We start from the raw sequence: 11,282 nt of genomic DNA, 5'->3' as shown, positions 1-11,282 counted from the left end.
CGCCGTTCCAGTGTCAGCCGATACGCCAGGCCGGCAGGCGCTCGCTGCGCTTCCAGATGGAAGGCGCCAAGCCGATCAGCACCAGTGCCGCCAACCACTTCGGCGAGGTACTGAGCAGTGTCGAGGTGAGCGAGCCATCGGCGGGGGCGGCCATTTCCTGCCACGGGTTGTAGCCCAGGTAGACGACGCTGCCAGCCCACCACAGCAACGCCAGACCGACACCCACCAGCAGCAGGGCCAGCGTGCGGCAGGTCCAGCGCTGCGAGGTAGTGCCCCATTCCCGCGACGCCGCGGTCAGCAGGCCCACCACCAGCAGCGACACCAGTGCCACCAGGCCGATATCGACCTTGGTTCCAATGCGCTCATAGGTACAGGCGCGGCACTGCGCCTCTTCCGCGGCGGTGGCGGCTTCGGCGCCATCGGCCTGCCCGGCTGCGGGCTGCGCCAGTGCTGCAAACGGCAACAACGCCGCCAGCAGCGTCACCATGATCCAACGAAACAACGTCCTGTTCCTGCGTGCAGCGACATCCATGCGCTCTTCCTCGTCAGTGGTTGTGTGTCCCAGTGGGCGTCCGGCCATCCAGCGCCCCTGTTTCAGATGCAGTACGACAAGCTCCCGATAGGTGACACCGCCGGGACACGAATCCCGGCCGACCGCGATCATAGCCTACTGTTCAGTGCAGCTGAAAACGGGGCGGGTCCAGGCGATATGAAGGAGCCAACCGCACTCCCCCCCCTGGATGACCTGCAGCAGATGGCTCGCACCCGGCACGCATTCCTGCGCGAGCCAGCCCAGTACGGCGAAAAACAGCAGCAGGCCGAGCAGCGGCCAGATCGTATGCGACACGCATACCCGCCACCATCCCTGTTCCTGCATGCCCTGCATGCGAGGCGATGGGCTGCCACCGCCCACATCCGGCGACAGTCCCTCCAGTACGTTGCCCAGCGCCAGCGGATCCAGATCCACACCAGCAGCAGGAACACGCCATAGGCCAGCAACACGGCCATCGGGTAGCGAAGCAACATCGCGTCGATGCCGGCCAGGCGCAGCAGGTACGAGGCAAGGAATCCGGCCGCACCGGTCAGGGCGACGATCAGGGCCATCTGCAGGCGTGGCCAACCCCGCTGCTGCAGGTGCTGGCGCGCACGCACGACTTCGCTGCCGTGGTTTACGGGCAATTTCAGTGGACCGCGTGAAAAATGGCGTGAGCGCTTCATTCCGCCGCCGGGGGCCGGAGGCAGCGCGGCCAGGGACTTCGGGAACCTGATGCTGCATGCGGACATCCTTGCCGGGCACGCGTAGGCGGTGGTGGACGGATTCCAGCGCGATGGGGCCGTGGGTCCATCACCCACAGGCCGCACTGGCGCCGGCCTTGTACCCGCGCGCCGGCGGCTGGATCATGACTTTCCGCTACGAAAAAGTATGCTCTACGGCATGCACGTCTCCCAGCTCACCCGCTCCACCGCCCTCGTGATGTTCGTTCCAATGATTGGCCTCGCCGGTTGGGGTTCGTGGTTTGGTAGCCGCTGCATCAGCGATGGCTGCCTCGGCGTCCTGGTGGCATGGCTTGCCGCCGTGGCCACCTTTGCGGTGCAGGCGTTGCTGGTGCTCCCGACGCATGCCTGGGCCCTCAAGCGGCAGGGATCCCCCGCCTCCCGCAGCTACCTGCGTTGGTTGGGCGCGTCGGCCATCGCTGCCTTCCTGCCCATCGGGCTCGGCTGGGGCTATCTGATGATCTTCCGATGACCTGCTGCGCGTCTTCCGCACGCGGATAGCCGGATCAAGGACGCGCGGCCGCCTTCAGCAACTGCGCGGCCACCTGGTCGAACGGGGCGATGTCCTGCAGTGCGCGGCACATCGCCACTGCGCCTTCCACGCTGGCAATCACCAGGCTGGCCAGCTCGCCCGCCGCTGCGGGGGCGCGCCCTTCAGCGACGAACGCCGAGGCGAGGTGCCCCTGCCAGCGCGCGAACACTTCGGCAGCAGCAACACGTGGCTGGCTGGGCACGGCCTCCACCGGCTCTTCCACTGCCGCGGCCAGCACCGGACAGCCCGCGCGGAACCCGGAACGCAGCAAGCGCTCACGCCACATCGCCAGGAACTGCTGCAGGCCCTGCACCGCCCCCCCCTTCAGCAGCTCCACCAGCAGCGCTTCTACCTTGTCGCCAGCCATGTGGGTGGCGCGCGCCAGCAACTCCTGCTTGCCGCCGGGAAAGTGGTGATAGGTGGAGCCCAGCGGTGCCTCGGCCAGCTTGGTCACCTCACGAATGCTGGTGGCATTGAGACCCACGCGCGCCAGCATCTGTGCCGCAGCATCAATCACGCGTTGTGGCGCATCAGAGGGACGCGGGCTCACGGCGGGCTCCTTGCTAAGACAGTCGTCATAGATTAGCGTACCGGCGATTCTATAACAGTCGTCATAACCATGAATCTCTGGTTCCGCCTGCTCCACCTGCTGCTGTACAGCCTGTTCCGGCCGAAGCTGGAGGCCCCGTTCGGGGTCTCGCGCCTGCAGTTCCGGGTGCTGCCCAACGACCTGGACAGCAACCTGCACATGACCAACGGTCGCTACTGGAACATCTTCGACCTGGGCCGGCTGGACCTGATCCTGCGCATGGGCCTGGGCCGGGTGGCGCTGCGCGAGAAGTGGGCGCCCATCGTAGGCGCCGGCACCATCCAGTTCCGTCGCGAGCTGAAGCCGTTCCAGCGCTTCACCCTGGAAACGCGCCTGGTGGGCTGGGTCGGCTCGCGCGGCATCATGGAGCAGCGCGTGCTGATCGGCGCCGAGCAGAAGATCGCCACGCGCGCGCTGCTGGTCACCGGCATCTACGACCGGCGTGCGCGGCAGTTCCTGGGCATGCCGAAGATGATGGAAGCGATCGGCGTGGTCGCCCCGCCGTCGCCGCCGCTCAGTGCGGCCGCCGAAGCGTTGCTGGCCGCCGATGCGGCGTTGAAGCAGGACGACGCCTGAGCTTCAGGGGGCCGCCACCGGCACCGCGTGCGGTTCGCGCGACACGACCTGGGTGCGCCCTCCCACGTGCAGCACGTACTCGAAGGACTGCCGCATGCGGCTGTATGCGCCGCCATCCGGCACGCCGTAGTTGGCACCCACGCTGAGGGTATGCCGGCCCGGCGGCAACGGCTTGAGCATTACCCAGTAGCCGTCGGCGGCGGCCAGCCGAGAGTGTTCGTCGCCGGCATCCATGCGGAAGCAGCCTTCGCTGCGGACCCGATGCCTGCGCATGTCGCCCAGTGGCTGGCCGTCCAGCAGCACCACCGCGCTGATCAGGTAATCGTTGTTGACCGCCGCCCCCGCCTGCAGCTCCTTGCAGGACACAGCCTCATCCACCTGGTAGTGCGCCATGTTGATGATCGGCAGCAACAGGTACTTGCCAGCCGGCACCACGCATTCGCGATGTGGCCGGAAACGGCCATTGGTGCCGGCCAGGTTCCAGACCGGGCCTTCCTGGCCCAGATCACACACACGGCCATCCGGGTCGAGATAGGGCGCGCCGCCCTGGGCGTCGGCCCAGCGCCACCAGCGGGCGGTCCATTCGGCCAACGAAACGCCGCCCACCGGTTCACGCGTCAGCGGCGAAGGCACCGCCGTGTCTGCACTGAACGCCGGCACGGCGGCCAGCAGCAAGGCCATCGTTGCGCCACTGCGGCAAAGCCATCCCTGGATTCCCTTCCGCATCACCCACCCCATCGTCCCTGGCGGCCACGCGGCGTGGCCATCTTCGGCGCCACTGTACCTTGGCGGGCTGGATCCTGTGCAGTGCGGGTACTGTGCCTACTCCAGCGCCATTGCGCGCTTGACCGCCGCCTCGGCCAACGGCGCCATCACCGCATAGCCCTTCGCGGTGGGATGCACGCCGTCGTCGGCCAGCTGCGGATCCAGCCCTCCGGCGGCATTGGCCATCGGCGTGTAGTAGTCCAGATAGACCAGCTGCTTCGCATCGGCATAGCGCTTCAATGCCGCGTTCAATGCGCGCACCTTGGGCGCAGGTGCCGTGCCCGGCAACCACGGGTAATCGCTGACCGGCAGCACCGATGCCAGCACCACGGCAATGCCATGTGCACGAGCCAGGTCCACCATCGCGTGCAGGTTGTCTTCGATCATCGCCTGCGTGGACGGGCCGGTGTTGCCGGCGATGTCGTTGGTGCCAGCCAGGATCACCACCACCCGCGGCTTGAGTGCCAGCACGTCCTGCGGGAAACGCACCAGCATCTGCGCCGTGGTCTGGCCGCTGATCCCGCGATTGAGCCAACCCTTGCCGGGAAAGAACGTCGCGCTGCCCTCCCTGCCCCAGCCTTCGGTGATCGAGTCACCGAAGAGCACCACGCGTGGTTGCCCCGGTACGGCGGCAGGCAGTCGCGCGTTGGCATCGCGGTAACGCTGCAGTTCCGGCCAATCGGCCAGGCGCTGCTGCATGAAGCGCACCTCGTCCGGGCGCAGTCGCTCGACAGGTTCCACCAACAACGGGTTGACGGCGGGCACGTCGGCCGCCATCCCATGGGCGCTCATCGCGCTACCGAGGGCAACCGCGGCCAGGCCAGCGGACAAGGAACGCATGGGGTCTCTCCGTTGAATGTCTGCGCCAGTCTAGCGCGCGGCCCCGCGCTCAGCGTGCCGCCGACCGCGCCGCCACGCCGGTCACCTTGGCCGGCATCCACATGCCTGGCGTCCAGCCACTGGCGGCCAGGATCGCCTTCGGGTTGTCCTGCTGGATCAGCGCACGCACCGCGTCACGCTTGTCCTTGGCCTGCAGGTAATAGGCCTTGGCGATGCGATAGCCCACCCAGTAGCCCAGATCATAGGGTTCCTGCGAACCGGGCTTGTAGTTGTACAGCCACGGCGACAGATCGGTGCTGTCCACATCCAGTGCGAAGGCGCTTTCGATATGTACTTCCCGGCCACGGGTCCAGGCCGCGTGGCGACCGTTGCCGACATTGCCGGAAATCAGCTCGCCGATGAACTCGGCGATGCCTTCGCCCAGTGAAACACGCAGCACCGTCGCATGCGGGTCGCCCGGCTCGACGTCGGTCAGGCCGGTCTGCTGGATGTGCACGTACTCGTGCGCGATCACGTGCACGAAGCGGTCCTGCACATTGGGATTCATGAAATCGGCTGCGCACAGCGCTTCCAGGCCGATGATCACCCCATTCTTGGAGGTCAACCCGACCGGTCGGCCGCGGCCGACCGCGATGGTCACCGGCGGAAACGCGGCCTGCGGATAGATCGCCTGCAGGTTGCCGAACACCTGCACCAGGCGCTGCTTCACCGCCGGCAGCTCTGCAAGGCAACCGCGTCCCTGCGCATACACCCCGGGCTGGCTGGCAATGGCCTCGGCCATACGCTCGGGCGTGACCCGGCGCGCCTTCGCCAGTTCACCCAGGCCCGGACTGCCTTCGGCCAGGTAACCGGCCAGCTGGGCGATGCTGGGCTTGCCGCCGGTGCTGTCGTAGAGCGCGTAGAAGCGGCTGGCATCGGTGGTGAGGATCTGCGGCCCCGGCGGGGTTCCCGCCGACGCCACGCCGACCGCCCCGGCACAGGCCAGGGCAAGCAGGCAACGCAGGAAACTGGACATCGCTCCGTCCTTGGTGGAGTGCATGCGAAGCGCGCAATCTACCACTCCGCCCCGGCCACCGCAGCGGGCACATGCAGGCCCTTCGGGGCTGTGCCAGACTCACTCAGGCACCTGCCATGGATGATGGAGCACCGCACGATGATGATCGTTCCCGCGTACTGGGCCGAAGCCCGCCTGCAGGCCCGTTTCCGTGGCCGGCCGATGGTCGTGCGCCGCTTCGGCTGGTCCGACGAGGGGCCTGCCCAAGCCCAGGCCCACGCCGACGCACGTGCCCATGAAGCCCTCAACGCCATCATCGCCGGGCAGGTGCTGCCGCGTCGCGAAGTGCGCAGCAACTACGGTGTGGAGGGCGTGCCGATCCGCGAGCAGATCGTACAGCGCGATGGCGATGTCATCATCACCCGCAACAGCTATGGCGCGCTGTGCCTCAACAGCCCCGACGTGCTGTTCGCCGACATCGACCATGCGCAGCCACCGGCTGGATGCGTGATACCGGCCATCGTCGCGGCGGTCGTACTGCTTGCCGGCGCCGTCATCGGCACCGTGCTCTGGCATTGGCTGGTGGGCCTGGTACTGGGCGTGGCGGCAGTGCTGCTGGTCAACGCGGCACTGCTGATGCGGCGGAAGCAGCGCCTGGCCGCTGCCGGCGGTGCTGAAGGGCTTGCGCTGAAGCGCGTGGACGCCTTCAGCGAGCAGCATCCCGATTGGCATCTGCGCGTCTACCGCACCCCGGCGGGGCTGCGCGTGCTGGCGATGCATGCCACGTTCTCACCCGAGGACGAGCAGCTCCAGTCATTCTTCAAGGCACTGGGCACCGACACCCTGTACGCGCGCATGTGCCGGCTGCAGCATTGCTTCCGTGCCCGACTGACACCGAAGCCGTGGCGCGTCGGCCTGCGTTATCGCATCAGGCCACCGGTGGCTGCGTGGTCAGCCGAACAGGCCAACAACCCGGACCGGTTGGCCTGGATTGCCGATTACGAAAAGAAGAGTGCCGGCTTCGCCGCCTGCGCCTACCTGCGCAGCTTCGGTGATACCACCCGGGTGCATGCCAAGGCCGAGCATGTGCGTGACCTGCATGACCGGCTGTCACGCGCGCAGGATCGCCTACCGCTGGCGTGAGAGTGGCAGACGCTCAATCAGCGCCCTGCACGAACGGCTGCCCTGCCAAGGTAGTGCCCAGCTGCACCGCGATCTGCTGCCCGCCCTTCTCGAAGATTGTCGCGCACTGCTTTCCGCCCTTCTGGCATCCGACTTCCGGAAAGCCCTCAAGTGACTCGGGGGCGCCCTGTGCCGGACTCGCCTGCCAACCTGCCGCATCCAGCAGGCGCTTGGCCTTGGCATAGGGCATGCCGGCGACGATGCCCAATTGCGTCAGCTCAGCAGGAAACGACTGGGCATGGGCGGTTGAAACCAGGGCCAACGACAACGTTGCAGCAAGGAGAATGGCTTTCATCGCAGTGACCTGAAACGAGCTATCAGGTTCAGCCTAGATCATTTGCGTGGCGTGCGAATGTGCCGGTAACACGCCGTTACCGTGTCTCCACGGTTGATTTCAGGACATGCGCAATTGATCACATGGCGGATTCCCTGCCCCTGGCGCCACAGTCCAGCGACTCCATCGCGAGATCCCTGCGCAGCCGGTCATGCAACCAGCGAGTCTGGAAACGCCTGCGTGAGTCTTCCCCTTCCGGCAGCAGGGCAATCACCGCTTCGCTCAGTTCCGGGTGCCACTGCTCCTGCGCGTTGTCCAGGTCCTGCTGCTCGAAGACCACCGAGGGCAGGCGTTTCCAGGGCAGCATCATTACCTTCTGTGAGGTCGACACCAGCACCACATCCGGACGCCCCGGCCGGCTCACGACAACCGTCATCATCGGCACATCATCGGTCCAGAGCCCGGAGAAATGCCGGTCGACACGCGACTGCAGGCTCCGTCCGGACAGCGCCTTGCGCGCCCACGCGCGCTGCTGTGCGAACGAACAGGCATCCGTGTCCAAGCTGTGCAGCCCCGGGTCCAGGGACAGTATTTCGGCGCGATCCAGCCGCGAAGCGATCCGCTGCACCGCGGCCGCCCTGGTCAGCGGGGCGGTCTGCAGCGCGGTGTCGAGCGCCGCCATGGCGCCAAACGGCAGCAGCTCCGGCAATCGCGCCTTGCCGTCGGGCGTCTCCACCACCTGCACGCGGGTGGTCAGGCCATAGGCATCGCGCCGGATCACCCAGTGCTCTGATACCGAGCCCCAGCCGTACCAGTCGTATCTCACATCGACGCTCATCTGTGGCTGTGCCGCCATCGCCGCAGACGATGCGCACACCGCTGTCAGTCCCAACAACCAAATCTTCATGGAGCTGCCTTGCCTCTGGGGTTCCGACGAGCGGCAGCCGAGCATGGGCTCGGCTCTACAGAATGCAGGAAGGCCGCTCTGAGGCGGCCTTCCTGTTCCTTCACTTGGCGTTCTTCACGTAGGTATCGAACCAGTTCAGCATTTCCGCCACCAACTGTTCGTTCGATTCCAGCGCGGTGTACCAGTGGGGCTCGTTCGGCAGCATCACCAGCCGGGTGGTGCCGCCGTTGCCGCGGATCGCCTGGTACAGCTTGCGCGACTGGAACGGCTCGGTGCCCGGGTTGGCGTCGTCCTCGCCGTGGACCAGCAGCAGCGGCAGCTTGATCTTGTCGGCATAGAAGAACGGCGAGGCCTTCAGGTACACGTCCTGCGCCTGCCACACCGAGCGACGCTCGTTCTGGAAGCCGAACGGGGTAAAGGTCTTGTTGTACGAACCGCTGGTCGCCACACCGGCCTTGAACAGCTTGGTGTGCGCGATCAGGTTGGCGGTCATCAGGCCGCCGTGGCTGTGGCCGGTCACGCCGATGCGGTTGCGGTCAACCACGCCCATGTCCACGGCCTTGTCCACCGCCGCCTTGGCGTCGGCTTCCAGCTGCTCCAGGTAGGTGTCGTAGGCGTTCTTCGGATCGCCCACGATCGGGAACGAGGCGTTGTCGATGATCGCGTAGCCGGCCAGCAGCATCAGGCGGTACGGCTGCAGGCGGGTGAAGGTCTGCTGCGAACCGGACACCTGCCCCGCCTGCGCGGCGTTGGCGAAGTCGGCCGGATAGGCGTACAGGATCGCCGGCACGCGCTGGCCTTCCTTGTAGCCCGGCGGCGTGTACAGGGTGAACGACAGGTCCACGCCGTCGGCGCGCTTGTAGGTCACCAGCTGCTTCTTGATCTGGCGCACTTCCGGTGTCGGGTCGACCAGCTTGGTCAGTGCGGTCGCGGTGGACGCGAACTGCGCTTCGCCGGCCTTCGCATCAGCCACCGCCTCACCCTGCTGGCGGACGAAGGCATTCGGCGGATCGATCACCGACTGATGCCAGGTCAGGTAGTGGCCCGGCGTGTTGCTGAAACCGAGGAACTGTTCGTAGGCGTCTGCACTGCTGCGGAACAGGCGCTCGCTCTTCAACGTGGCCAGGTCGAGGCGGTCGAGGAACGGACGGTCGCCCTGCGGCGAGGCACCGCGGCCGCTGAGGAACACATGGTTGCCCTCACGGCGCACCACCTGCGCGCCATTCGGCAGGCGGGTGAAGACCAGATTGCCAGGGTTGCCGTACAGCTCATCGCTGGACATGTCCCACAGCAGGCGGCCTTCCTTCTTCGGCTGGTCCACATCCACGATGCGGGTCTGCATCCAGTGACGATTCTCGTCGTTCTCGTACTGGAAGGCCACGGCCGGATCGGCGGTCCACGCGAAGCCTTCGAAGCGCTGCGCGGTGCGGGTGATTTCGGTCGGCTTGCCGTTGAACGGCGCCTTCAGCATCAGCACGCGATCGCGATGCGGCACGTTGACCTTCCAGTCGCCCTTGTCCAGCGCTTCGGCGTAGACCAGGGTAGCCGGATCGGTGGCGCGCCAGTCGAAACCGCGCGGGCCTTCCGGCACGCCGTGCACCGGCACGCGGTCGGCCAGCGGGAGGCTGGCGATCGGCGTGCTGCGGCCACTGCTGATATCCAGCACGGCCACGTCGTTGGCGAAACGCTGGTAGGTCACCGCGTGCGAATACGGTGCCTTGATCGATTCAGTCAGCACGTGCACGCCATCGGGCGCGGCGCTGACTTCGTTGAACAGTGCCGGCTGCCCGACCGGGCGCACGCTGCCTGCGGCGGTATCTACCACGGCCAACTGCGAGGCACCGTAGTAAGCGAACAGCTTTTCGTCGTGCACGCTGGTCAGCGTGTCGCGGGCCTCATAGGTGCTGCTCTCGCCACTGCTGCCCAGCGACTCCTGTGCATCCGGGCCGGTCGGCACGCCACCGTTGGACGGCGCCGGGCCCTGGTTGGCCGGGACCAGCTTCACCAGCAGGTTCTGGCTGCCGCCCAGCCACTGCACGGTGTTGCCGAAGATCGGGTTCAACTGCACGTTCGGCACCTGCTTCACCTGGCCGGTGGACGCATCGCCCACCCACAGCTGCACGCTGGTATCGACCGCATTCTGGAAGGCGAAGTGGCTGCCATCGGCCGACCACAGCGCGCCGGTGGCACAGCCCTGCGGCAGGTTGACCTTGGTCTCCTTGCCGCTGCCGATGTCGACCAGGGTGAAGTCGGCCACGCAGGCCGGAATGCCGTAGCCACCGGGCGTGTCATGGCGGCTGCGGTTCTTCGGCTCCAGGCGCACGCCGGCCAGCTTCAGGTAGGGCTGGGCGACGCGGCTGATCGAGGGATAGGTCTGCGCGGTGGTCAGCAGCAGGCGCTGGCCGCCCGGGGCCACGTTCGGCGCCGGCGGTGGCGGTGCCTTCAGCACCTTGAGCAGGTGTTCCGGCGGCTTGGCGTAGTCGGCCAAGGCCGGGCCAGCGGCCAACAGGCCGACGGTGGCAACGGCAACAGCCGCCGCCAGAGAGGTTCGACGGATCAGCATCCTTATCCCCTGGGTGTGAATGGGTACCCGGAATCGGGCATGGACCCGAATCTAGCACCGCAGGGGATGGGGTGAATGGGCCGGAAGGGCTAGAGGCCGGATGGGGCAAAGTGGGACACGCCCGGAGAGGCCGGCAATGGACCGGCATCTGCCAGACGTGGTCTGTCGTCACTGCTGGGCGTGCAGGTCCCAGGCGGTCAGGTAATCGGGGTCGACCACGATCATGCCACTGTTCCGCATGCGGTATTCGCCTGGCTCGGCCCGCTGGTACTGGTCGAGCATGGGCGGCAGGTAGCGCTCATGACCATCGTCTTCGTCGGCCAGCACCACGCCTTCGTCGGCGCTGATGCGCAGCACGGTGCCCGCGTACTGCTCCAGACCCTGCACTTGGCCGTCGCCACCATAGCGGGTGACACCCACCAGCACGACCTTGCCGATCATTTCCTCGGCCTTGGCATCGTCCAGTGGGGGCAGCATGGCATTGAATTCGTCGTTCATCGGTGCACCTCCAAAGCCTGTGGGGATAGCGTGGGTTCGGCGGTCCCACGCTGCCAGCGTCGACGGCAACGCAGGAATCTCTCTCGGGGCGCAAGTAGCTGGATCGCAGGCCCGACCGGGCAACGCGGGGGTGCGATGGGTGAAAGGTGTCTGGAACTTGGCTGGAACTGCGGCGGATGGCCACCTGCGCCGATGGCGTGACCGTGTCAGGTCAAGATCAACACCACGCGTTGCGTTGCATACACGGTGAAGCGTGACAGCTGCACTGTAGTGGCATGAGCGCCTCC

Annotated in this window: 12 protein-coding genes and 1 pseudogene; 3 read left to right on the top strand and 10 right to left on the bottom strand. The window is 66.7% G+C overall.

Annotated elements, in window-relative coordinates:
- Positions 1-13 precede the first annotated feature (13 nt).
- Together ACUVWL_RS04185 and ACUVWL_RS04180 are read right to left on the bottom strand one after the other, a co-directional pair.
- A complete protein-coding gene (locus ACUVWL_RS04185) occupies positions 14-532 on the bottom strand; it encodes a hypothetical protein (protein ID WP_014647630.1) in 519 nt (172 codons plus the stop codon).
- Positions 533-736: 204 nt separating this feature from the next.
- Positions 737-1,218, bottom strand: a pseudogene (locus tag ACUVWL_RS04180) (hypothetical protein); the annotation flags it as partial.
- Positions 1,219-1,435: 217 nt separating this feature from the next.
- On the opposite strand from ACUVWL_RS04180, the gene ACUVWL_RS04175 reads away from it, so the two are divergent.
- Positions 1,436-1,747: a hypothetical protein gene (locus ACUVWL_RS04175; RefSeq protein WP_227863918.1), complete on the top strand. Its 312-nt coding sequence runs from the start codon at positions 1,436-1,438 to the stop codon at positions 1,745-1,747.
- Between the two features lie 34 nt (positions 1,748-1,781).
- Here the strand turns inward: ACUVWL_RS04175 and ACUVWL_RS04170 are convergent, their stop codons facing one another.
- The gene (locus ACUVWL_RS04170; RefSeq protein WP_049442476.1) at positions 1,782-2,357 is read right to left on the bottom strand and encodes a TetR/AcrR family transcriptional regulator; all 576 of its coding nucleotides are present in this window, start codon (positions 2,355-2,357) and stop codon (positions 1,782-1,784) included.
- A gap of 69 nt (positions 2,358-2,426) precedes the next feature.
- Between ACUVWL_RS04170 and ACUVWL_RS04165 the strand changes: the two genes are divergently transcribed.
- Positions 2,427-2,972, top strand: a complete 546-nt coding sequence (locus ACUVWL_RS04165) for a thioesterase family protein (protein ID WP_046431478.1) — start codon at positions 2,427-2,429, stop codon at positions 2,970-2,972.
- Positions 2,973-2,975: 3 nt separating this feature from the next.
- Here the strand turns inward: ACUVWL_RS04165 and ACUVWL_RS04160 are convergent, their stop codons facing one another.
- The 3 genes from ACUVWL_RS04160 to ACUVWL_RS04150 form a co-directional block, all read right to left on the bottom strand.
- A complete protein-coding gene (locus ACUVWL_RS04160) occupies positions 2,976-3,653 on the bottom strand; it encodes a hypothetical protein (RefSeq protein ID WP_075076610.1) in 678 nt (225 codons plus the stop codon).
- 141 nt (positions 3,654-3,794) lie between these two features.
- Positions 3,795-4,577, bottom strand: coding sequence for an SGNH/GDSL hydrolase family protein (locus ACUVWL_RS04155; RefSeq protein WP_014647636.1), 783 nt, complete (start codon positions 4,575-4,577; stop codon positions 3,795-3,797).
- Between the two features lie 49 nt (positions 4,578-4,626).
- The gene (locus ACUVWL_RS04150) at positions 4,627-5,592 is read right to left on the bottom strand and encodes a DUF2268 domain-containing putative Zn-dependent protease (protein ID WP_445978842.1); all 966 of its coding nucleotides are present in this window, start codon (positions 5,590-5,592) and stop codon (positions 4,627-4,629) included.
- A gap of 138 nt (positions 5,593-5,730) precedes the next feature.
- Between ACUVWL_RS04150 and ACUVWL_RS04145 the strand changes: the two genes are divergently transcribed.
- Entirely contained in the window at positions 5,731-6,714 is a 984-nt protein-coding gene (locus ACUVWL_RS04145; protein WP_049442512.1) for a membrane protein, read from the top strand.
- Positions 6,715-6,727: 13 nt separating this feature from the next.
- On the opposite strand, the gene ACUVWL_RS04140 is transcribed toward ACUVWL_RS04145, so the two are convergent.
- The 4 genes from ACUVWL_RS04140 to ACUVWL_RS04125 form a co-directional block, all read right to left on the bottom strand.
- Positions 6,728-7,048 (bottom strand): hypothetical protein, encoded by a 321-nt coding sequence (locus ACUVWL_RS04140; protein ID WP_049442473.1) that lies wholly within the window; start codon positions 7,046-7,048, stop codon positions 6,728-6,730.
- A gap of 118 nt (positions 7,049-7,166) precedes the next feature.
- The gene (locus ACUVWL_RS04135) at positions 7,167-7,865 is read right to left on the bottom strand and encodes a hypothetical protein (RefSeq protein ID WP_445978841.1); all 699 of its coding nucleotides are present in this window, start codon (positions 7,863-7,865) and stop codon (positions 7,167-7,169) included.
- Between the two features lie 169 nt (positions 7,866-8,034).
- Entirely contained in the window at positions 8,035-10,497 is a 2,463-nt protein-coding gene (locus ACUVWL_RS04130) for a S9 family peptidase (RefSeq protein ID WP_445978840.1), read from the bottom strand.
- A 168-nt stretch (positions 10,498-10,665) separates the two neighbouring features.
- Positions 10,666-10,995, bottom strand: coding sequence for a hypothetical protein (locus ACUVWL_RS04125; protein ID WP_014647641.1), 330 nt, complete (start codon positions 10,993-10,995; stop codon positions 10,666-10,668).
- Positions 10,996-11,282 lie beyond the last annotated feature (287 nt).

It is taken from the genome of Stenotrophomonas muris, from assembly GCF_052751275.1.
Note: the sequence above shows the minus strand (reverse complement) of the source record. Positions and strands in the feature narration are given on the sequence as shown.